Consider the following 22541-nt stretch of genomic DNA (forward strand, 5'->3'; position numbering starts at 1 on the left):
ACGCGTTCATTCTGGATGTACGCGGTGTCTTTGATTTCTTCGCGAGCAAGCTCGCTCCTACAGGGAAGGGCGTACAACTGTTAGTGCTGCAGAATCTTGTTGAGGAAGTGCTGCGTACGTTCGGCGCGGTGGCTGATGTCGCCGAAGAAGTCCTCTTTCTGACAGTCTTCGATGATCTTGCCCTGGTCCATGAAGATCACCCGGTCCGCCACTTTGCGGGCGAAGCCCATTTCGTGGGTCACGCACATCATGGTCATGCCTTCGTGGGCCAGTTGCACCATCACGTCCAGTACTTCGTTGACCATTTCCGGGTCCAGCGCCGAGGTCGGTTCGTCGAACAGCATGACGATCGGGTCCATCGCCAGCGCGCGAGCAATCGCCACACGCTGTTGCTGGCCACCGGACAATTGGCCCGGGTGCTTGTGGGCGTGGGCCGAGAGACCGACGCGCTCGAGCAGTTGCAGGCCTTTCTTGGTGGCTTCTTCCTTGCTGCGACCCAGCACCTTGATCTGCGCGATGGTCAGGTTCTCGGTGATGGTCAGGTGTGGAAACAGCTCGAAGTGCTGGAACACCATGCCCACGCGCGAGCGCAGTTTCGGCAGATTGGTCTTCGGGTCGGCGATGGAAGTGCCGTCAACCACGATGTCGCCTTTCTGGAACGGTTCCAGGGCGTTGACGCATTTGATCAGGGTCGATTTGCCGGAACCGGATGGCCCGCACACCACAATCACCTCGCCTTTCTTGACCTCGGTGCTGCAATCAGTCAGCACCTGGAAGTCCCCATACCACTTGTTGATGTTTTTGATAGAGATCATACGGCGAACCTTTTTTGCAGACGCTTGACCAGCTGCGAGGCGGCAAAGCTGATGATGAAGTACACGAGACCTGCGAAGATCAGGAACTCATTGGAGCGGCCAATGATGTCGCCACTGGCGCGCGAAGCATTGAGGAAGTCCACCAGGCCGACGGCGTACACCAGCGAGGTGTCCTGGAACAGGATGATGCTCTGCTGCAGCAGCAGCGGGGTCATCTTGCGGAACGCTTGCGGCAGGATGATCAGGCGCATCATCTGGCCGTAGGTCATGCCCAATGCTTGCGCGGCACCCATCTGGCCTTTGGGGATCGATTGCACGCCGGCACGGACGATTTCGCAGAAATACGCCGCTTCGAACATCATGAAGGCCACGATGCACGAGGCGAACGCGCCGATCGGTGTGTCCTCGCCGGTGATCCAGCGCAGCACGAACGGTACCGCCAGGTAGAACCAGGTGATGACCAGCAGCAATGGAATCGAACGGAAGTAGTTAACGTAGGCGCCGGCCAGGTTCGACAGCAGTTTGCTGTGGGACAGGCGCATCAGGGCCAGGATGGTCCCCAGGATGATCCCGCCGACCACGCCCAGGGCCATCAGTTGCAGGGTCATGACCATGCCGTTCCACAGGCCCGGCAGGGATGGCACGATGCCAGAAAAGTCAAATTCCATCATTTACCCCCTGCGGAGATCAGGCCCGGTACGGCGACTTTCTTCTCGACCAGGCGCATCAGCAGCATCAGGCTCATGTTCAGGGTGAAGTAGATCAGCGTGGCCAGGGTGAAGGCTTCGAACAGGTTGGCGGAGAACTCGGCGGTCTGTTTGGTCTGCGCGAGCAGCTCCATCAGGCCGATCAGCGAGGCCACGGACGAGTTCTTGAAGACGTTGAGAAATTCCGAGGTGAGCGGCGGAATGATGATCCGGTAGGCCTGGGGCAGCAGCACGTTCCAGTAGATCTGCGGCAGCTTGAAACCCATGGCGCGAGCCGCCGATTCCTGACCCTTGGGCAGCGCCTGGATGCCGGTGCGCACTTGTTCGCAGACGCGGGCGGTGGTGAACAGGCCCAGGCACACGACGACGCTGAGGAAGGCCGAGGTGGTCGGGTTCAGGTCCTGTTTGTACCACTCTTGCAGGTCCGGTGGCAGCAGGTCGGGCACCAGGAAGTACCAGATGAACAGCTGAACCAGCAGCGGCACGTTACGGAAGAGTTCGACGTAGCAGGTGGCGATGCCTGATACGAGGCGGTTCGGCACGGTACGCATGACGCCCAGGATCGAGCCCAGTGTCAGGGCAATGATCCAGGCCGCGACGGCGATGGCAATGGTCCAGCCAAGCCCCGAAATGTACCAGTCGAGATAAGTCTCGCTGCCCACGCCGGTGGACTTGAAGAACACGCCCCAGTCCCAGTTGTAATTCATTAGGGTCTCCCCTTGAGTCAATCGATGTACAAGTACCCGCTTGGGGGAAGCTCCGTTCCCGCCCGATCTTGACGATCAGGCACACGCGAACGGCTCGATAGCCACCGGTTCGAGTGTTTCCAGAAATGCCAGCAGGAAGTGACACCTCCTGAAAGGGCAGTGCCCTGTCAGGAGATAAGGTTAGTCAGAAATCAGGACTTTTTTTCTGCAGCCTTGTCGTCAGCCGCTTTATCAGTCGGATTGGCGATCAACGCCTTGAGCTCGTCGCTCATCGGGAAATTCAGGTTCAGGCCTTTTGGCGGGATTGGCTGCATGAACCATTTGTCGTAGATCTTGTTGATCTCGCCCGAGGCATAGGTGGCCTTGATGGCGTCATCCACAGCCTTTTTGAACGGCTCGTCGCCTTTGCGCACCATGCAGCCGTAGATTTCGTAGGACTGTGGAGTACCGGTGACGGCCCAGTCCTTCGCGTTCTTGGCCTTGGCGGCTTCGCCTGCCAGCAGGGCGTCGTCCATCATGAAGGCAACGGCACGGCCGGTTTCCAGCATCTGGAAGGATTCGCCGTGGTCTTTGGCGGAAATGACGTTCATGCCCATCTGCTTGTCGGCGTTCATCGCCTTGAGGATGCGCTCGGAGGTGGTGCCGGCGGTGGTCACGACGTTCTTGCCGGCCAGGTCCGGGAAGTCCTTGTACTTGGAGTCTGCCTTGGACAGCAGGCGGGTACCGATTTCGAAGATGCCGACGGAGAAGTCAACTTGCTGCTGACGCTCGACGTTGTTGGTGGTGGAACCGCACTCCAGGTCCACGGTGCCGTTCTGCACCAGCGGGATACGGGTTTGCGAGGTGACCAGGTTGTATTTGACTTGCAGGTTCGGCAGGTCCAGGTCTTTTTTCAGCGCTTCGACGACTTTGAGTTGGATGTCGTGGGAGTAGCCGACCGGTTTGCCGGTAGCGTCTGCAATGTAGGAAAAGGGAATGGAAGCGTCGCGATGTCCGAGGGTGATGACGCCGGATTCTTTGATCTTCTTCAAGGTGCCGGTGAGTTCGGCGGCGAAAACTGGAGTGCTGATCAGAGCGGCAGCAATGGCTGCGCCCAGGATATGGGGAACGATACGCATCAAATTTTCCTCGACATTGTTTTTTTTATGGAGCCAGTTCACCGGCCCTTTTGTGCTTCGAATGCCTGACGGCTCCTGTTGTGTTGGCGCAGCAGGCATTCGTCGAAGAAGTGTAGAGCATGACTCGTGCCAGACCAGTCGCTATGAGTTAACTGGTTGATTTAAAAGGCGATTAAATATTTGTGGCGCTGTTTTTTACGCTGGGAAATCCGGTTAACCGAACCGACCCTGAGGTCGCGTTCGGAAAACCGAATAGTGCGGCGGCGCAACCCGCTGTCAGCTGTATTTGCGCTTGTCCGGCGCAGGCGGGAAGTATTGGTACAACCAGGTTTCACTCAGGGTGCGATCGTTGGTGCGAATGAACAGGCGCAGCTCGACCGGGTCGACGCTGTCATTGGTCGGGTACCAGTCGAACAGGATCCGGAAGCCTTTGATGTCATCGAGCACCAATACGCTGAAATCCTTGACCTGCCCGTTGGAGCAGGTGACCACCGGTTCGATGCCGGCCCCGGCAGGCAAACGGTCCAGACCACCCCCGGTGAAGTCCACGGCAAAGCGACGGGCCCAGACCTGCGGGTAGTGCTCGCCCGGCGCCCAGCCTTCGGTGAAACCGCCCATGCCCGAGCGAGTCGCGTGGACTCGCGCCAGCGGCGTCCCGACCGGTGGCAAGGCGCTCCAGTAGAGTTTGTAGCCGTAGTTCAGCGAGTCGCCGGCCGCCACCGGTTTCTTCGGTGTCCAGAAGGCGACGATGTTGTCCAGGGTCTCGCCAGTGGTCGGGATCTCCAGCAGATCCACCGAGCCCTCGCCCCATTGGGTGGTCGGTTCGACCCACAGGCTCGGGCGCCGGCTGTACCAGTCGACGGTGTCCTGGTAGCTGGCAAACTCGTGATCGGTCTGCACCAGGCCGAAGCCTTTCGGATCGGTATCGGCGAACGCGTTGAATTGCAGGGTGGCCGGGTTGTTCAGCGGACGGCAGATCCATTCGCCATTGCCGCGCCACATCGCCAGGCGATCGGAGTCGTGGATCTGCGGGTGAATGGTGTCGCACATCCGCCGCTCATGGGTGCCGCAGCTGAACATGCTGGTCATCGGCGCGATGCCCAGTTGATCGATGGCAGTACGCGCGTTGACGTGGGCGTCGACCTCCATCACCACGCGCTCGGCCTGGCAATCGATGTCAAAGCGGTAGGCACCGGTGGCGCTCGGCGAGTCGAGCAGGGCATAGACCACGAAGCGGGTGCTGTCCTTGTCCGGGGTCTCGAACCAGAACTTGGTGAAATCAGGAAACTCTTCGCGCTTCTTGGCGTAGGTGTCGATCGCCAGGCCGCGGGCCGACAGGCCATATTGGCCAGTGGCGTCCACCGCGCGGAAGTAGCTGGCGCCGAGGAACGACACCACATCGTGCTTATCCAGCTCCGGCGCCTTGAACAGCTTGAAGCCGGAAAACCCCAGGTCGCCGCCCAGCTGTTTGGTGTCGACCGTGGTGTTTTCATAGTTGAACAGCGAAGGCCGGAAATGCACCTCGCGGGCCATGCGGGTCTTGGGGTCGACGCTGTACATGCGCACCGGCTGCTTGAACCCCATGCCCACATGGAAGAACTGCACGTCCAACTGACCCTTGTTGTCCTTCCACAGCGAATGGTCGCCGTCGTAGCGGATCGCATTGAAATTCTGCGGGGTCATGGTCGCCAGGGTCGGTGGCAACACCTGCTTGGTGTCCTGGTAGCGGCTGCTGGCGAGCTGCTTGGCCTGGATCTTCAAGGCCTCGAAGTCGAAGGCCTGGGCTTCGCCATCGGCCGTCCCGTTGCCGCTGGCCGCCCAGGCTTGGGTGGCGAGCAGGCCGGTGGCGGACAAACCGGTGTAGGCGGCAATGGCCATGGAGGCTTTGAGCAAGTTCCTGCGGTGCATAAATACAACCTGTCGTGAACAATCCCGCGCCGTTCCTGGCGCTGCTGGATCAGAAATTACGGTTCGGACATGCCTTCGGCCAAACGCGACGGACTTTAAACAGATGCCCAATAGCTTAAACCGTTCGATTGCAGAGCAAAAATCATTGATGGCACGACGATAGCCCGGCAATGAAACAAGACATGTCGGGAAACATTTCCGACAGGCCCGTCTGAATTACAGGGCATAACTGCTTTTTTTGACTAATTACTCTAAAAACCGCTTTTCAGCGCCGAGAATATTTCTATTCTGTGCTCATGACCGGTTTATGCCCTTCGGGCCGGTACGGTTCAGTGGCCATGTGGCGCTGCCGGAAAAAAGGATTGAGGGCGATGCGGTTTCTGAAGTTTTCTTTGACGTAGAGAAGGACATCGTCCATGTCGAAAGTACAAGGCATCACCGAAATGTTGGGAATCTTTCCATGCCTGGGCCTCGGACGGCGAAGGCGCCGACTGAATTCCGAAGAAATGAAGCTGGTGGAACGCTATCGGGAATTGTCGGAGGCCGACCGGATAGCGATGAGGTATCTGGTAGATGCGATGAGGAGTGTTTCGCGGTTTTAGGGAGTAAACATCACAGGGCGGACTGCAAAGTCCGCCCCTTTTTATCGAATCGATTCAATAGGCGCTGGCAATCGGGAATGGTCGTTGTACTTGCATCAACTCAGGCATGTCCCGCCACTTGATCCAGGCGTGATGCTGATAGTGCAACAAAGGCACCGTGATTCCGGCCCAGTTCAAGGCGCTCAGGCTCGGCAGGTTTTCCACGGTCGCCGTCTGCGCATTGCGCAACATGGGCACGACTTCGTTGCTCAGCCATTGCCTCAAATTACGGTTTTCCGGGATGAAATGGTGAACCAGCAGCGCGTAGACCCCTGACTCACTGATCACCAGGCCTTCGAAGGTTTTGCCGTTCTTGAGCAGACATACAGTGCGACGCTGATCGGGATCAAGCTTCTGGATGAGTCGTTCGTTCAGTGGTTGGCCCATCAGACGGCCCAGGTCCTGAATGCAGAACCAGGCTTGATGATCCTGCATGAAGGCGTGGAGGAAACGGTTATGGCGGGTGAAGGCGGTGGGGGTGAAGCAGGATTGAGTTTCTTGTGGACTGGACGTGAGCTTATGCATTTTTTGACTCCATGTTGAGAGAGTCGCCACCAATCCTTCGACAGATTTGGGTGGCGGACCGTGCGGCGTTCGAAGTCGGAACATTCTCGATCAACATGTAAGCCGAGAGGCCCGCGCCGCACGACCCGCCATAACGCAAAACTGAAAGGCAAAGAATTGCCCCAGCTCGTATGGGGGCGCGGATGCGCCATGTTGATAGGTTCCGGCTTCGACTCCGGGTCGCTGATTTGGCAGCGACAGGACAAAGCCTATCGGTCAGGCGCTCGCGGCGCCAAGTCTACTCTGGCGACGCTAGTCGTAGGAAACAGAGCCTTCACTCGAAGGCACGGTCTGTAGGAATTTCCTGTTTTTGCACCGCTTGTAGCCAAACAACACCTGACTTGCAGTTTTTCCTTTATTAATTCAATTCCAGGGAATGAACTGCAGGTTTTCTCCATGTTGATTGAATTTTCGGTTTCCAATTACCGCTCGTTCCGTGACAGGCAAACCCTGTCCATGGCAGCGACGCCTCGTCTGAGCAAGGCGCGTAACCTGTTCAAATCATCCGCGAGTTCAGAGCGCCTTCCTGACTTGCTGAAGGTGGCTGCGATATACGGTCCGAACGCCTCGGGCAAATCTTCGTTGATCCGTGCGATGGGCATCGTTGGCCGCTTGCTCGCCGGCGCTTCGGGCTCGAATGACGAACCCATGCCGGTATCGCCCTTTCGTTTTGATCGTGCACTGAAGGATGAACCCAGTATTTTTGAATACAACTTCATTCAGGGAGGGATGCGATATCGGTTCGTGCTCGGATTGACGAGCCAACGGATCGTTCGGGAGCAACTGGTCTGCTTTCCAAGAGGGAAAGAAACGCTTCTGTATGACCGCCAATTCGACGCTGAAGGCGAACACTATGTTTTTGGCAAAACACTGGAGGGCGGCAAAGACGTACACGGCGCATGGCGTCGCCTGACGAGCCCAAGGATGCTGTTTCTCGCGCAGGCGGTGATCAACAGCAGTGAGGAGTTGGGCCAGTTGCGAGCGCCGTTCAGTTGGTTTCAAACCGGCCTTCTGGTCATCGAGCAGAACAACATGATCGGGTTATCCACAGCGTCAATCCGATTCCTGAAGATGGTGTCCAACCATACCAATGATCTTCGGGATTTTCTTAAAGCGTTGGACATTCCGGTATCGGCCATCGCGCTCGATTCGGACGATTGCACTTCGCTTCAAAGCCCTGGAAAACTTACCCTGAAGGACTTCCTTGCCGCTGCGCAAAAAGACAAGGTGACGCTGACTCACTCCACTGTTTCAGGCACCGCGGATTTTGATTTCTCCGATGAGTCGTGCGGCACAAAGAACCTGATTGGCTTTTGGCTACCCTGGTTCATGATGAATCAGGCTGGTGGCAGCGGCATCCTTTGTGTCGATGAACTGGACAGTAGCCTGCACCCTGAAATCGTCGCTGATCTGATCGGCAAGCATCTGGACAGCGGGCTGGATACTCAGTTGATCTTTACCACCCACGACACTCACCTGATGAACGAAAAAATTCTGCGCCGCGATCAGTTCTGGATTACCGAACGCGATGCCCACGGCGCCACGAGCCTGTTTTCGGTTCATGACTTCGAAGGCCGGGAGAGCGAGGATGTCGAAAAACGCTATTTTGAGGGCCGCTATCGCGGGTTGCCGCTATTAAGGCAGGGTTGAGCATGGCGAATTCGTACAGGTCATTCGATCGCAAGGCTCCACGGTTCAGGTCTCAACCCAGTGCGCTGGTGCTCGGTGAGCCGAACCCCAGCACCGAGATCCATTTGCTGATAGACGAATTCGAAGCCCTATCCAGACCACAGCCAATCTAGCCCTCCGACCCTGCCCGCATGACTGCGGGCAGGGTGTCCATCAAAAGACTACTACCGCCCAACCTTCCAGGCATCCCCGGCAGGCGCCGTCCCGTGGTCATACGGCTTGCCAATCCACATGTAAAGCAACCCCAACCCAATCACGATGGCCGTGCTCAGCACCATTGCATAGTTGATGTACCACGCCGCATCCGGTGTACGCGGCCAGGCCATGTTGATGATGGCGCCGACGCCGTAGACCAGCGCGCCGATGTTCACCAGCCAGCCCCAGGCACCCAGGGTGAATTTGCCACTGGGTTTCCAGCCCTTGAGGCGTGCGTAGAGTGCGCCGAGGACGATCATCTGGAACGCGAGGTAGATGCCGATGGCGGCGAAGCTGACGATGGTGGCGACGGCGTCTTGCAGGAAGAAACCGAGGATGATGATCAGCGCCGGCAGCACGCCGGACACGAACAATGCGGCGACGGGCACCTGGGTGTTCGGGGAGATCTTTTTCAGCAGTGAGCTGCCGATGACCATTTCATCCCGGGCGTAGGAATACAGCAGGCGACTGGCCGCCGCTTGCAGGCTGATGACGCAGGAGATGAAGGAAATCATCACCACGCCCATCACCACTTTCGAACCCACCGGGCCGAAGGCGTTGTTGAGGATGGTGGTGACCGGGTCCTTGTCGGTGCCGTTGATCACCGCCTGCATGTCGGGCACGGCGAGGATCAGTGCCAGGCACGCGAACATCGCGGCGATGCCGCCGATGTAGATGGTCATGCGCATGGCCACCGGGATCTTCTTGCTCGGGTTCGGGGTTTCTTCGGCCACGTCGCCACAGGCTTCGAAGCCGTAGTACAGGAACATCCCCGCCAGCGAGGCGGTGAGGAAGGCCGGCAGGTAGGAGCCGTTGACGCTGATGTCGAAGGTGTTGAACAGCACGCTGATCGGTTGATGACGCTCGAAGATCAGCAGGTACACGCCGACGATCACCGCGCCCACCAGTTCGCAGAGGAAGCCAAACATGGCGATGCGCGCCAGCACCTTGGTGCCGCTGAGGTTGACCAGGGTGGCGAACAGCGTCAGCACCAGGGCGATGACGATGTTGGTGTTGTTGCTGGGCTCAAAGCCGAGCATGGCTGCCAGATACGGGCCGGCACCCACCGCAACGGCAGCGATGGTCACGCACAGGGCGATGGAGTAGATCCAGCCGACCATCCACGCCCAGCGCTTGCCCACCAGGCGACGGGCCCACGGGTACACGCCACCGGAAATCGGGAATTGCGAGACCACTTCACCGAAGATCAGGCACACCAGCAACTGGCCGCAACCGACCAGCAGATACGCCCAGAACATCGGTGGCCCGCCTGCCGCCAGGCACAGACCGAAGAGGGTGTAGACCCCCACGACCGGCGAGAGGTAGGTGAAGCCCAGGGCGAAGTTTTCCCACAGGCTCATGCTGCGGTTGAAGTTGGAGGTGTAGCCGAGTTTGCGCAGTTGCTCGGCATCGCTGTCGGCAACGGCTGCAGAGAGATCGGGTGATGCACTCATGTGTGTTTGCTCCGGAAAATCGGCAGATTTCGGATGGCCGACACCGGGGCGGGGCCATGGAGGTGCCGCCCGGATCGGTAGTTATTGTTGTGTTTGAATCCTGGTGGTGCGTAATGCCGGTTTCTACCCTGAAACCGAGGTGACGCCTTCGCGAGCAAGCCCGCTCCCACAGGGGAATGCATTCCAGGCTGTGGGAGCCAGCCTGCCGGCGATGCTTTCAGTGCTTGAACATCACATGCCGCACAACGGTGTAATCCTCCAGCCCATACATCGACATGTCCTTGCCGTAGCCGGACAGTTTCTGCCCGCCATGGGGCATTTCGCTGACCAGCATGAAGTGGGTGTTCACCCAGGTGCAGCCGTACTGCAGGCGCGCCGAAAGGCGATGGGCGCGGCCGACGTCGGCGGTCCACACCGAGGAGGCCAGGCCGTAGTCCGAATCGTTGGCCCAGCCCAGCACCTGCGCTTCATCGGTGAACTTGGTCACCGACACCACCGGGCCGAACACCTCGCGGCGCACGATCTCGTCGTCCTGTTGCGCGTCGGCCAGCACCGTCGGTTCGAAGAAGAAGCCATTGCCTTCCACCGCTTTGCCCCCGGTGATCAAACGGATGTGCGACTGCGCAACGGCACGCTCGACGAAACCGGCCACGCGATCGCGGTGCTGTGCGGTGATCAGCGGACCCAGTTCGGTCGACGGATCATCCTGCAAGCCGTACTTGATGCTGCTGACTGCTGCGCCGAGCTTCTCGACGAATTTTTCGTAGATGCCGGCCTGCGCGTAGATGCGGCAGGCCGCGGTGCAGTCCTGGCCAGCGTTATAGAAACCGAAGGTACGAATGCCCTCGACAGCTGCATCGATGTCGGCATCGTCAAAGATGATCACAGGCGCCTTGCCGCCCAGTTCCATGTGCATGCGTTTGACGGTGTCGGCGGTGCTGGAAATGATGTTCGAGCCGGTGGCGATCGAGCCGGTCAGCGACACCATGCGCACTTTCGGGTGGGTCACCAGCGGGCTGCCGACCGTAGGCCCACGGCCGAACACCAGGTTAAGCACGCCGGCGGGGAAAATCTCCGCCGCCAGTTGCGCCAGACGCAGGGCGGTCAGCGGAGTCTGTTCCGACGGCTTGAGCACCACGGTGTTACCGGCGGCCAGGGCCGGGGCGATTTTCCAGGCCACCATCATCAGCGGGTAGTTCCACGGCGCGATGGAGGCGATCACGCCCACCGGGTCGCGACGGATCATCGAGGTGTGGCCGGGCAGGTATTCGCCACCGGCCGAACCGCTCATGCAGCGGCTGGCACCGGCGAAGAAGCGGAACACGTCGGCAATCGCCGGGATCTCGTCGTTCAGCGCGGCGCTGTAGGGCTTGCCGCAGTTGTCCGATTCCAGCTTGGCCAGCTCTTCGCCATTGGCTTCGATGGCGTCGGCGAGTTTGAGCAGCAGCAGCGAGCGATCTTTCGGCGCGGTCTGCGACCAGCTGTCGAACGCGGCATCGGCGGCGCGCACGGCGGCATCGACCTGGGCTTCGCTGGCCTCGTTGATTTCCACCAGCACCCGGCCCAGCGCCGGGTTGAACACCGGTTGGGCGGGGCCTTCGCCGGTGACGAATTGGCCGTTGATCAGGAGTTGGGTTTGCATGGCATTGTCCTCTTCGAAGCTGTTTATTTTTATCTGTAGAAACCGGGTCGGATGTGGGAGCGGGCTTGCTCGCGAAAGCGATAGATCAGCCAGCATCGGTGTCGAAGGTGATGGCCTCTTCGCGAGCAAGCCCGCTCCCACAGGGGACCGTGGTGTCTGTCATGAAGTTATTTCCCGCCGCTACCGGCCACGCTCTCGCCACCCCGTGTCAGGTAATAGGCGCCCAGGATCGGCAGCATGGTCACCATCATCACCAGCATCGCCACGACGTTGGTCACCGGCACGTCCCGGGGGCGGCTGAGCTGGTTGAGCAGCCACAGCGGCAGGGTGCGTTCATGGCCGGCGGTGAAGGTGGTGACGATGATTTCGTCGAACGACAGCGCAAACGCGAGCATGCCGCCGGCCAGCAGTGCCGAGCCGAGGTTGGGCAGGATGATGTAGCGGAAGGTCTGCCAACCGTCGGCGCCGAGGTCCATCGAAGCCTCGATCAAACTGTGGGAGGTGCGGCGCAAACGGGCGATGACGTTGTTGTAGACGATCACCACGCAGAAGGTCGCGTGGCCGACGATGATGGTGAACATTCCCGGTTCGATCCCCAGCGTCTTGAAGGTCGCCAGCAGCGCGATCCCGGTGATGATCCCCGGCAGCGCGATCGGCAGGATCAGCATCAGCGAGATGCCTTGCTTGCCGAAGAAGTCCCGACGGTACAAGGCCGCCGAGGCCAGTGTGCCGAGCACCAGGGCGATCAGCGTGGCCACCGAAGCGATCTGCAACGACAGCTTGATCGCTTCGAGCACGTCGGGCCGCGAGAACGCCACGCCGATCCACTTCAGGGTGAAGCCCTTGGGTGGAAAGCTGAACGCTGCGTCTTCGGTGTTGAAGGCGTAGAGGAAGATGATCAGGATCGGAAAGTGCAAAAACACCAACCCGCCCCAGGCTGCGATGCGCAAGCCAATAGACGCTTTCTCAGAGTGCATCGAAGGCCCCCAGTCGCTTGACGATGGTCAGGTAAACGGCGATCAGAACGATCGGCACCAGCGTGAACGCAGCAGCCATCGGCATGTTGCCGATCGCGCCTTGCTGGGCATACACCATGCTGCCGACGAAATACCCCGGTGGGCCCACCAGTTGCGGCACGATGAAGTCGCCCAGGGTCAGCGAAAAAGTGAAGATCGAGCCGGCAGCGATGCCTGGCACCGACAGCGGCAGGATCACCTGCATGAAGGTCTGCCGGGGCTTGGCGCCTAAGTCGGCGGACGCTTGCAACAAAGAAGGTGGCAAACGCTCCAGCGAGGCCTGGATCGGCAGGATCATGAACGGCAGCCAGATGTAGACGAACACCATGAACCGCCCCAGGTGCGAGGTCGACAGCGTACTGCCACCGATCCCCGGAATCCCCAGCACGAACTGCAGGACCGGCTCCAGCCCAAGGTGCTGGACGAACCACTGCGCCACACCGCCTTTGGCCAGCAACAGCGTCCAGGCATAAGCCTTGACGATGTAGCTGGCCCACATCGGCATCATCACCGCGATGTAGAAAAACGCCTTGGTCTTGCCGGTGGTGTAGCGCGCCATGTAGTAGGCGATCGGGAAGGCGACGATGGCGCTGGCGATCGACACCACGATGGCCATGCTCAGGGTGCGCAGGATGATGTCGAAGTTCGACGGCTGGAACAGCGCGGCGAAGTTGGCCAGGGTCAGGTCCGGAGTGACCGCCATGGTGAAGTCGTCGAAGGTGTAGAAACCTTGCCACAGCAGGGTCAGCAGCGAACCGAGGTAGATCGCGCCGAACCACAGCAGCGGCGGCACCAACAGCATCGACAGGTACAGGTTCGGCCGGCGATACAGCAGGTTGGAGAACCTGCGCAGCGGTGAGCTGCCTGCGGCCGGTTGAGAGATTGCCAAGGTGTTCATCTCACACCCCGCCCGCAACGGTGTCGTGCAACGGGATCATCGCTTCCCGGGCCCAGCGCGCACTCAGGCGTTGCCCGGTCTGGTGCTGCGCGCTGGTGTCGAGCCATTGATTGTTGGCCTGGCTGATGTTCAGGGTCTGGCCGTTTTCCAGCTTCAGCTCATAGCGGGTGGCGCTGCCCTGGTACTGGATATCGTGCAGCAGGCCGCTGACTTCGATCTCGTGGCTGGCCAGCGGGCCTTCGGCGAAACGCACGTGTTCCGGACGGATCGAAAACGGCTGTGGATTGCCGCTCAGCTGTTTGGCCAGGTCGCCGCGAATCACGTTGGAGGTGCCGACGAATTCGGCGACGAAGGTGGTCGCCGGTTTCATGTACAGGTTGCGCGGCGAGTCCACCTGTTCGATGCGGCCCTTGTTGAACACGGCCACGCGGTCGGACATCGACAGCGCTTCGGTCTGATCGTGGGTGACGAAAATGAAGGTGATGCCCAACTGGCGTTGAAGCTTCTTCAACTCGCTTTGCATCTGTTCGCGCAGCTTCAGGTCCAGTGCGCCGAGGGGTTCGTCGAGCAGCAGCACCCGTGGACGATTGACAAGGGCGCGGGCCAGGGCCACCCGCTGGCGTTGGCCGCCGGAAAGCTGCACCGGTTTACGCTCGCCGTAACCGCCGAGGGCGACCATGTCGAGGGCTTCTTCGGCGCGCTTGCGGCGTTCGTTTTTGCCGACGCCTTTGACTTTCAAACCGTAGGCGACGTTGTCGAGCACGTTCATGTGCGGGAACAGCGCGTAATCCTGGAACACGGTGTTCACGTCACGCTGATACGGCGGCAGCCCGGCGGCTTCCTCGCCGTGAATGCGGATGGAGCCTGCGCTCGGTTGTTCGAAACCGGCGATCAGGCGCAGGCAGGTGGTTTTGCCCGAGCCCGAAGGCCCCAGCATGGAGAAGAACTCGCCGTCCTGGATATCGATGGAAACCCGGTCAACGGCTTTCACTTCGCCGAACTGACGGGAAACGTTGGTGAACTGGACTGCAAGCGTCATGGTGCGGTGCTCCCAAAAGGCGAAGGCCGTCGCAGCGGCCCTGCCTGGACTTCTGAAAAAACGAGGCGACGTTCTGTAGGGGTGAAAAGGGTGGTAGCAAGGGTGGAGATCTGATGTGGGAGCGGGCTTGCTCGCGAAAGCGTTGTGTCAGCCACCCTCACTGTTGAATGTGATGGCCCTTTCGCGAGTAAGCCCGCTCCCACAATTGAATCTGCGTCAGTTCACAACCTATCGGCCGCCCATGATCGCGATGTAGTCCTGGGTCCAGCGGCTGTATGGCACGAATTTGCCGCCTTCAGCCTGCGGGGTTTTCCAGAAGGCGATCTTGTCGAACTGGTCGAAACCGTTGGTCTTGCAGCCTTCGGCGCCGAGCAGTTCGCTTTCCTTGCACGCTGCCCGCACCGCTGGCAATGAACCGAACCACGCTGCCACGTCGCCCTGGACTTTCGGGGTCAGCGACCAGTCCATCCACTTGTAGGCACAGTTGGGGTGCTTGGCGTCGGTGTGCAGCATGGTGGTGTCGGCCCAGCCGGTGGCGCCTTCTTTCGGAATGGTCGAGGCGATCGGCTGTTTCTCGTTCATCAGGCCGTTGACCTGATACGGCCAGGCGCCGGAGGCGACCACACCTTCGTTCTTGAAGTCGCTCATTTGCACGGTGGTGTCGTGCCAGTAGCGGTGGATCAGCGGCTGTTGGGCGCGCAGCAGGTCGAGTACCGCCTTGTACTGTGCTTCGGTCAGTTCGTAGGGGTTCTGGATGCCCAGTTCCGGCTTGGCGGACTTGAGGTACAGCGCCGCGTCGGCGATGTAGATCGGGCCGTCATAGGCCTGCACACGGCCCTTGTTCGACTTGCCGTCCGGCAGGTCTTCGGCGTTGAACACCACGCCCCAACTGGTCGGCGCGGTCTTGAACACGTTGGTGTTGTACATCAGCACGTTCGGGCCCCACTGATAGGGTGTGCCGTAGGTCTGCTTGTTGACCACGTACCACGGCGCATCCTTGAGGCGCGGGTCGAGGTTCTTCCAGTTCGGGATCAACGCGGTGTTGATCGGCTGCACACGCTTGCCGACGATCAGGCGCAGGGACGCGTCGCCGGACGCGGTCACCAGGTCATAACCCCCCTTGGCCATCAGGCTCACCATCTCATCGGAGGTGGCGGCGGTCTTCACGTTGACCTTGCAGCCGGTTTCCTTCTCGAAACCGGTCACCCAGTCATACGCCTTGTCGCTTTCACCACGTTCGATGTAGCCAGGCCACGCCACGATATCCAGCTGGCCTTCGCCGGCGCCGACCGCCTTGAGCGGCTCGGCGGCCTGGACACTGGCACTGGCCAGCAGCGCGGTGGTGATTGCACTGAGCAGTGCGGTCTTGTGCACGAACATGGGAATTCCCTCTTCTTCAAATTATGGTCGGGGCAGTTGTGAACGTGGTGAAGCATGCCGTTGGCGGCTTGTTATTAGCGTAGTCAGAGATGCTGGCCGTGGCGCGCCATGATGTGCCGCACCACGCTGTAGTCCTGTAGTGAGTCGCTGGACAGGTCCTTGCCGTAGCCCGAGCGCTTGAGGCCGCCATGGGGCATTTCGCTGACCAGCATGAAGTGGCTGTTGATCCAGGTGCAGCCGTACTGCAAACGCGCGGCGACCTGCATCGCCTTGTCCAGGTTCTGGGTCCAGACTGAGGACGCCAGGCCATATTCCGAATCGTTGGCCCAGTCCACGGCCTGTTCCAGCTCATCGAAACGGGTCACGGTGACCACCGGGCCGAACACTTCGCGCTGGACGATTTCGTCGCTCTGTCTGCAACCGGCCAGCAAGGTCGGCTGATAAAAGAAACCGGCACCGGAGTGCACCGCCGCACCGGTCACACGCTCGATGTGCGGCTGACCGAGGGCGCGCTCGACGAAACTGGCCACGCGGTCGCGCTGGCGAGTGCTGATCAGCGGGCCGATCTCGTTGTCGGCGTCGCGCTTGCCGGCAAAACGAATGCTGCTGACCGCCGCGCCGAGTTCCGCCACCAGCCGATCGTGAATCCCGGCCTGTGCATAAACCCGGCACGCCGCCGTGCAATCCTGCCCGGCGTTGTAGTAACCGTAGGTGCGCACGCCTTCGACCACGGCCTGAATGTCGGCATCGTTGCAGACGATTACCGGGGCTTTGCCGCCCAGTTCCAGGTGAGTGCGCTTGAGGGTTTTGGCTGCGGCCTGAAGGATCTTCTGCCCGGTGACGATATCGCCGGTCAGCGACACCATGCGCACCTTGGGATGGCTGACCAGATGGCTGCCGACGCCTTCGCCACCCCCGCAGACAATGTTGATCACGCCACGCGGCAGGATCTCGGCCAAGGCTGGCGCCAAGGCCAGGATCGACAGCGGCGTGTGTTCCGATGGCTTGAACACCAGGGTGTTGCCGGCGGCCAGGGCCGGGGCGATTTTCCACGCGGCCATCATGATCGGGTAATTCCACGGCGCAATCGATGCGACAACGCCAATCGGATCGCGGCGCACCATGCTGGTGTAGCCCGGCAGGTATTCACCGCTGAGTTGACCGGTCTGGCAACGCACGGCGCCAGCGAAGAAGCGGAACACATCGACGGTGGCGCTCAGGTCGTCCTGACGGGCCAGGTGCAACGGCTTGCCGCAGTTCAGCGCTTCGAGACGGGCCAGCAGGTCGGCGTTTTTTTCGATGGCGTTGGCAATGTCCAGCAGCAGGTTCGAGCGTTGCTGCGGGGTGGTGCGTGACCAACCGGCGAAGGCGCGGTGGGCGGCGAGGATGGCGGCTTCGACCTGTTCGGTGCTGGCTTCGGCGATCTGTGTCAGCACCTCGCCCGTGGCCGGATTGATGATCGGCTCGACGAAGCCTTGCCCGGCGACCAATTCGCCATCGATCAACAACGCGGTGAACAACGGGGTCTGCGCGCCAGCCATTTTTCGCGATCTCTTTTCTTGTGTGGCCATGCTGCTCCCAATGCCTGGGGGCCGGCCCGTCTTATATAGATGCAGCAAGACTAGTGCGCGGACCCGAGGTCGACAAATACTAAATACTGAAGGTGGCGTTCGATTAAATAGATGGCTTGCGCCCGCCGTGGGGCTGCTCTCGGGCGACGGTCAGGAACGGGTCGACCAGCGCCGGCCGTGCAGTGCCGCGCCGCCAGGCGAGGCCGACGTCCAGGGTCTGGCTGAGATCGGCAATCGGCCGCGCTTCGATGATGTCGCCTTCCAGCGACCAGGGGCGATAAGTCATGTCCGGCTGGATAGAGACCCCCAGCCCGGCGGCCACCAGGCTTCGCACTGCTTCGGTCGAGGCGGTGCGCAAAGTGATGCGCGGTTGCAGGGAGGCGGCGGTCCACATGCGCTGGGCGTTGCGGTCCATTTCATCGACGTTCAGTTGAATCAATGGCTCCCGGGCCACGTCGGCCAGGTTGATGCTGTCGTGTTCCAGCAGTGGATGCTGGGCTGGCAGCCACAACCGATGGGGCGAGTGAGTCAGCACTTCGGTCTGCAGGGCATGACGGTCTTCCAGGTTGGACAGGATCAGTACACCGACATCGATCTCGCCGCTGACCAGCAAATGCTCGATGTATGGGCGCTCGTCCTCCATCACGCGAATTTCCACGTTGGGGTAGGCCCGCTGGAAACGGGTGAGCAAATCCGCCAGGTAATAACCGGCCACCAGGCTGGTCACGCCGATGATCAACTGCCCGGCCACCTGGTCGGTGCTCTGTTGCAGGCTGCGCTTGGCGTTGTCGACGGTGGCCAGGATCAAGTGCGCCTGGCGCAGGAATTGGTGGCCCTGGTGGGTGAGGGTCATGCCCTTGGCGTGGCGATTGAACAGGCCGACGCCGATTTCCTGTTCCAGTTGCTGGATCGCCAGGGTCAGGGTGGACTGGGAAATGAAGGCGGTCTGCGCAGCGGCGGAGATCGAACCGGTCTCGGCCACGGCGATGAAATGACGGATCTGACGCAGGGTCATCATGGAAGGGTACCCGGTGGGCGGTTTTTATCGATTTGTTCGAGTGTATATCTAAAAAACAGAAAGCAGCCGCAAGGTTCATGCACAAGGCTGCGGGCAACATCTGGAAGCACTCTTGCTGGCAGGCGCCGGGCACTTTCGATCTAGTCTGGTTGCCTCAAAATCCGGTTACACCTTTTTTGGAGGCGGAAAATGAACACCCGTGGATTGCTCGATCAACTGCTCAAGTCCGGCCAGGATCTGTTGCAGAACAAGACGGGCGGGGCGCAGAACAAAGCGTCCGCTGGTTTGGGCGGGTTGCTCGGCGGCAACAGTGGCGGCTCGGGCGGGCTGGGTGGTTTGCTCTCGGGCGCTGGCGGCGGCGCTCTGGCGGCGGGGGCCATGGGGCTGCTGCTCGGTAGCAAGAAGGCGCGCAAGGTGGGCGGCAAGGTCGCGGTGTACGGCGGTCTCGCGGCGCTGGGTGTGCTGGCCTACAAGGCTTACGGTAACTGGCAGGCCCAGCAGGGCACCGCGCCGAAGAACGAACCGCAAACCCTGGACCGCCTGCCCGCCGCGCAGGTCGAGCAACACAGCCAGGCGATCCTCAAGGCCCTGGTGGCCGCGGCCAAGGCCGATGGGCACATCGATGAGCGTGAGCGGGAGTTGATCGAAGGCGAGTTCACCAAGCTCGACAATGATCAGGAACTGCAGCACTGGCTGCACGCGGAGCTGAACAAGCCCCTGGACCCAACTGATGTCGCCCGCGCCGCCAAAACCCCGGAGATGGCGGCCGAAATGTACATCGCCAGCGTGATGCTGGTGGACGAGGAAAGCTTCATGGAGAAATCCTACCTCGATGAACTGGCGCGACAGCTCAAGCTGGAACCGGGGTTGAAGGCCGAGTTGGAGAAGCAGGTGCGCCTGGCTGCTGTTTAAGGTTTGAAAATACCATCGCGGGCAAGCCTCGCGCCTACAGGATTCGCATCGAGTCCTGTAGGAGCGAGGCTTGCCCGCGATGGCGTCTTCATTATCGCCACCGCCCTCCATGACCATTCCACGGTCCCTTTGTGCCAAATCACCACTGGCACACCTCCCGCCAGTAGCGGACAGTCCCCATCCAGAGCCAATCCCGGCTTTTTCCAAGCGGGATGAGAAGTGGTGCGCACCCGTCTTATTAATGAAACACCGCCCTCGGCTATACTCCCCGCATTTCGAAACGACCCCGAGGACAGCCTGTGAAGAACTGGACGTTGCGCCAACGCATTTTGGCGAGTTTTGCAGTCATCATCGCCATCATGCTGTTGATGGTGGTCGTCTCGTATTCAAGGCTGTTGAAGATCGAAGACAGCCAAGCCAGTGTGCGCGAGGATGCACTCCCTGGCTTGTTCTACAGTTCGATGATTCGCGGCGCCTGGTCCGACAGTTTCCTGCGCATTCAAGCCATGCTCGGCCTTGAGCAAGGGCAGGGCTTCAACACCAAGGATGCCGCGGATTTCAGTGGCTATGCCGTGCGCCTGCAAGAACAGATGGACCTGTATCGCCAGACCATCACCGACGATGAGGACCGGACCGAGTTCGCCGCGTTCCAGAAGGCCCACGACGATTACCATCGGATACTGGCGGCGGTCATCGATCTGCATAAGCGCAACCAGAATGCCGACGCGATCACGATGTTCAACGACGAGCTGACGCCAGCCTGGACGACGGGACGGATGAAGCTCAACGATATTCTGCTGCATAACAAGGCCGTGGCCGACAGGGACATTGTCGCCATCGATGATGCGGTGCTCACCGCTAAAGTCATCATGGGCATATCGCTGCTGATCGCGGTACTGGCCGCCGGTCTCTGCGGCCTGCTGCTGATGCGCGCGATCATGGCGCCGATGAACCGCATCGTGCAGATCCTCGAAGTGATGCGCACCGGCGATCTCAGCCGTCGCCTGAACCTGGATCGCAAAGACGAATTCGGCGCCGTCGAAACCGGCTTTAACGACATGATGACCGAGCTGACCGCCCTCGTATCCCAGGCCCAGCGCTCGTCGGTGCAGGTCACCACCTCGGTCACCGAGATCGCCGCCACCTCCAAGCAGCAGCAGGCCACCGCCACCGAAACCGCCGCCACCACCACCGAAATCGGCGCGACGTCCCGTGAAATTGCTGCCACTTCGCGGGATCTGGTGCGCACCATGACCGAAGTGTCCACCGCCGCCGATCAGGCCTCGGTGGCCGCCGGCTCCGGGCAGCAAGGGCTGGCGCGCATGGAAGAAACCATGCACTCGGTGATGGGCGCGGCCGATCTGGTCAACGCCAAACTGGCGATCCTCAATGAGAAGGCCGGCAACATCAACCAGGTGGTGGTGACCATCGTCAAGGTCGCCGACCAGACCAACCTGCTGTCGCTCAACGCCGCTATCGAGGCCGAGAAGGCCGGTGAATACGGTCGCGGTTTTGCCGTGGTCGCCACCGAAGTGCGGCGCCTGGCGGACCAGACCGCCGTCGCCACCTACGACATCGAGCAGATGGTGCGTGAGATTCAGTCGGCGGTGTCGGCCGGGGTGATGGGCATGGACAAGTTCTCCGAAGAAGTGCGCCGGGGCATGTCCGAAGTGCAGCAGGTGGGCGAGCAGTTGTCGCAGATCATCCATCAGGTGCAGGCGCTGGCGCCGCGGGTGCTGATGGTCAACGAGGGCATGCAGGCCCAGGCCACCGGTGCCGAGCAGATCAACCACGCGCTGGTGCAACTGGGCGATGCCAGCAGCCAGACTGTCGAGTCCCTGCGCCAGGCCAGCTTCGCCATCGACGAACTGAGCCAGGTGGCCGTCGGGCTGCGCGGTGGCGTTTCGCGATTCAAAGTCTGATGAGCGAGCTCACCGTCAAGCGCACTGCTATCAAGCAGGCGCCCCATGCGCTGTTCCTGGTGTTTCGCATTGGTTGCGAGCGCTATGCCCTGCGCGCCACTGAAGTGGCCGAAGTGCTGCCGCGCCTGCCCTTGAAGCCGATTGCCCGGGCGCCCCAATGGGTGGCCGGCGTATTCGCCTGGCGTGGCGTCGTGGTGCCGGTGATCGACCTCAGCGCGTTGACCTTCGATGCGCCTGCCCAGGCCCGGACCAGCACGCGACTGGTGCTGGTGCATTACCGCCCGGATCAAAGCGCACCGGCGCAACTGCTCGGCCTGATCCTGGAGCAGGCCACTGACACCTTGCGTTGCGATCCGGCGGACTTTCAGCCCTATGGCCTGGACACTCCCCAGGCCCCTTACCTGGGGCCGGTGCGCAAGGACGAGCAGGGTTTGCTGCAATGGGTGCGGGTCGTCGATCTGTTGGACGAGCGGGTCCGCGCGCTGTTGTATCCGTCGCCCCCATTGGACCTCACGCTGCTTGAGGAACAGTCATGAGCAACGACCAGCGTTTTTTCGATTTCCTCAAGGAACGCATCGGCCTCGACGTGACCTCGGTGGGCCCGGCGATCATCGAGCGCGCGGTGCGTCAGCGCAGCACGGCATCCAATGCGCAGACGGCCGACGAGTACTGGCGCAGGCTGCAAACCTGCGGTGACGAGCAGCAGGCATTGATCGAAGCGGTGATCGTCCCCGAGACCTGGTTCTTCCGGTACCCGGAATCCTTCGCCACCCTGGCGAAACTGGCGGCCCGGCGCCTGAGCGAGATCAATAACCTGCGGGCCCTGCGCATTCTCAGCCTGCCGTGCTCTACCGGCGAAGAGCCGTATTCGATCGCCATGGCGCTGCTCGATGCCGGGTTCAAGCCGCACCAGTTCAAGGTCGACGGCATGGACGTGAGCCCTTTGTCGGTGGACAAGGCCCGGCGTGCGCTGTACGGCAAGAATTCCTTTCGCGGCGAGGACTTGAGCTATCGCGAGCGCTATTTCACCGCCGAAAACGATGGTTATCACCTCAACAGTCGAGTGCTGGACCAAGTGCGCCTGCAAGTCGGCAATGTGCTGGATCCGACCTTGCTCGCCAATGAGCCGCCGTTTGATTTCGTGTTCTGCCGCAATCTGCTGATCTATTTCGACCTGGCCACGCAAAAGCAGGTGTTCGAAGTACTCAAGCGCCTGACCCACGTCGATGGCGTGCTGTTCATCGGCCCGGCCGAAGGCAGCCTGCTGGGGCGCCTGGGCATGCGCTCGATCGGTATCCCACAGTCGTTTGCCTTCAGTCGCCACAGTCCTGCCGAGCCCGAACCG

The 22541-nt window shown here is 60.7% G+C and carries 20 protein-coding genes and 1 pseudogene; 7 read left to right on the forward strand and 14 right to left on the reverse strand.

Annotation, left to right across the window (positions count from 1 at the left end; all coding sequences use genetic code 11):
* Positions 1-80 precede the first annotated feature (80 nt).
* The 5 genes from B0W55_RS12900 to B0W55_RS12920 all read right to left on the reverse strand — a co-directional run bounded on the left by B0W55_RS12900 (position 81) and on the right by B0W55_RS12920 (position 5255).
* The gene (locus B0W55_RS12900) at positions 81-815 is read right to left on the reverse strand and encodes an amino acid ABC transporter ATP-binding protein (protein WP_077046379.1); all 735 of its coding nucleotides are present in this window, start codon (positions 813-815) and stop codon (positions 81-83) included.
* The gene (locus B0W55_RS12905) at positions 812-1483 is read right to left on the reverse strand and encodes an amino acid ABC transporter permease (RefSeq protein ID WP_077046380.1); all 672 of its coding nucleotides are present in this window, start codon (positions 1481-1483) and stop codon (positions 812-814) included. The genes B0W55_RS12900 and B0W55_RS12905 overlap by 4 nt, the downstream gene beginning before the upstream one ends.
* Positions 1483-2229: an amino acid ABC transporter permease gene (locus B0W55_RS12910; RefSeq protein ID WP_077046381.1), complete on the reverse strand. Its 747-nt coding sequence runs from the start codon at positions 2227-2229 to the stop codon at positions 1483-1485. The genes B0W55_RS12905 and B0W55_RS12910 overlap by 1 nt, the downstream gene beginning before the upstream one ends.
* Before the next feature lie 191 nt (positions 2230-2420).
* Positions 2421-3347: a glutamate/aspartate ABC transporter substrate-binding protein gene (locus B0W55_RS12915; RefSeq protein WP_077046398.1), complete on the reverse strand. Its 927-nt coding sequence runs from the start codon at positions 3345-3347 to the stop codon at positions 2421-2423.
* 276 nt (positions 3348-3623) lie between these two features.
* Positions 3624-5255, reverse strand: a complete 1632-nt coding sequence (locus tag B0W55_RS12920; RefSeq protein WP_077046382.1) for a glucan biosynthesis protein D — start codon at positions 5253-5255, stop codon at positions 3624-3626.
* A gap of 416 nt (positions 5256-5671) precedes the next feature.
* Between B0W55_RS12920 and B0W55_RS12925 the strand changes: the two genes are divergently transcribed.
* Positions 5672-5857 (forward strand): hypothetical protein, encoded by a 186-nt coding sequence (locus B0W55_RS12925; protein WP_077046383.1) that lies wholly within the window; start codon positions 5672-5674, stop codon positions 5855-5857.
* A 54-nt stretch (positions 5858-5911) separates the two neighbouring features.
* Here B0W55_RS12925 and B0W55_RS12930 read toward each other — a convergent pair whose 3' ends face one another.
* Positions 5912-6421: a Bro-N domain-containing protein gene (locus tag B0W55_RS12930; protein ID WP_077046384.1), complete on the reverse strand. Its 510-nt coding sequence runs from the start codon at positions 6419-6421 to the stop codon at positions 5912-5914.
* A gap of 435 nt (positions 6422-6856) precedes the next feature.
* On the opposite strand from B0W55_RS12930, the gene B0W55_RS12935 reads away from it, so the two are divergent.
* Both B0W55_RS12935 and B0W55_RS31140 read left to right on the forward strand, forming a co-directional pair.
* Positions 6857-8110: an ATP/GTP-binding protein gene (locus B0W55_RS12935; protein ID WP_077046385.1), complete on the forward strand. Its 1254-nt coding sequence runs from the start codon at positions 6857-6859 to the stop codon at positions 8108-8110.
* Positions 8111-8178: 68 nt separating this feature from the next.
* Positions 8179-8262 (forward strand): annotated as a pseudogene (locus B0W55_RS31140) (RloB domain-containing protein); the annotation flags it as partial.
* A 51-nt stretch (positions 8263-8313) separates the two neighbouring features.
* Here the strand turns inward: B0W55_RS31140 and B0W55_RS12940 are convergent.
* From B0W55_RS12940 to B0W55_RS12975, 8 genes are all read right to left on the reverse strand, one after another.
* Positions 8314-9798, reverse strand: coding sequence for an APC family permease (locus tag B0W55_RS12940; RefSeq protein ID WP_077046386.1), 1485 nt, complete (start codon positions 9796-9798; stop codon positions 8314-8316).
* A gap of 217 nt (positions 9799-10015) precedes the next feature.
* Entirely contained in the window at positions 10016-11440 is a 1425-nt protein-coding gene (locus B0W55_RS12945; protein ID WP_077046387.1) for a gamma-aminobutyraldehyde dehydrogenase, read from the reverse strand.
* A 167-nt stretch (positions 11441-11607) separates the two neighbouring features.
* Positions 11608-12417 carry an ABC transporter permease gene (locus B0W55_RS12950; protein ID WP_077046388.1) on the reverse strand — a complete coding sequence of 270 codons (810 nt, stop codon included), beginning with the start codon at positions 12415-12417 and terminating at the stop codon, positions 11608-11610.
* On the reverse strand, positions 12407-13354 hold the full coding sequence (locus tag B0W55_RS12955; protein ID WP_077046389.1) for an ABC transporter permease: 948 nt from the start codon (positions 13352-13354) through the stop codon (positions 12407-12409). The genes B0W55_RS12950 and B0W55_RS12955 overlap by 11 nt, the downstream gene beginning before the upstream one ends.
* 1 nt (position 13355) lies before the next feature.
* Positions 13356-14393: an ABC transporter ATP-binding protein gene (locus B0W55_RS12960; protein ID WP_077046390.1), complete on the reverse strand. Its 1038-nt coding sequence runs from the start codon at positions 14391-14393 to the stop codon at positions 13356-13358.
* A gap of 228 nt (positions 14394-14621) precedes the next feature.
* Positions 14622-15773, reverse strand: a complete 1152-nt coding sequence (gene ydcS, locus B0W55_RS12965; protein WP_077046391.1) for a putative ABC transporter substrate-binding protein YdcS — start codon at positions 15771-15773, stop codon at positions 14622-14624.
* 83 nt (positions 15774-15856) lie between these two features.
* Positions 15857-17344: a gamma-aminobutyraldehyde dehydrogenase gene (locus B0W55_RS12970; RefSeq protein WP_077046392.1), complete on the reverse strand. Its 1488-nt coding sequence runs from the start codon at positions 17342-17344 to the stop codon at positions 15857-15859.
* 103 nt (positions 17345-17447) lie between these two features.
* Positions 17448-18362, reverse strand: a complete 915-nt coding sequence (locus B0W55_RS12975) for a LysR family transcriptional regulator (RefSeq protein WP_008151654.1) — start codon at positions 18360-18362, stop codon at positions 17448-17450.
* A gap of 189 nt (positions 18363-18551) precedes the next feature.
* On the opposite strand from B0W55_RS12975, the gene B0W55_RS12980 reads away from it, so the two are divergent.
* From B0W55_RS12980 to B0W55_RS12995, 4 genes are all read left to right on the forward strand, one after another.
* Positions 18552-19274, forward strand: a complete 723-nt coding sequence (locus tag B0W55_RS12980) for a tellurite resistance TerB family protein (protein ID WP_077046393.1) — start codon at positions 18552-18554, stop codon at positions 19272-19274.
* Positions 19275-19573: 299 nt separating this feature from the next.
* Entirely contained in the window at positions 19574-21196 is a 1623-nt protein-coding gene (locus B0W55_RS12985) for a methyl-accepting chemotaxis protein (protein WP_077046394.1), read from the forward strand.
* Entirely contained in the window at positions 21196-21732 is a 537-nt protein-coding gene (locus B0W55_RS12990) for a chemotaxis protein CheW (RefSeq protein ID WP_077046395.1), read from the forward strand. Before B0W55_RS12985 ends, B0W55_RS12990 begins: the two co-directional genes overlap by 1 nt.
* A partial coding sequence (locus B0W55_RS12995) for a protein-glutamate O-methyltransferase CheR (RefSeq protein ID WP_139340909.1) occupies positions 21729-22541 on the forward strand: 813 nt, incomplete at its 3' end. The genes B0W55_RS12990 and B0W55_RS12995, both read left to right, overlap by 4 nt.

Source organism: Pseudomonas sp. KK4, assembly GCF_001984065.1.
Classification (GTDB): domain Bacteria; phylum Pseudomonadota; class Gammaproteobacteria; order Pseudomonadales; family Pseudomonadaceae; genus Aquipseudomonas.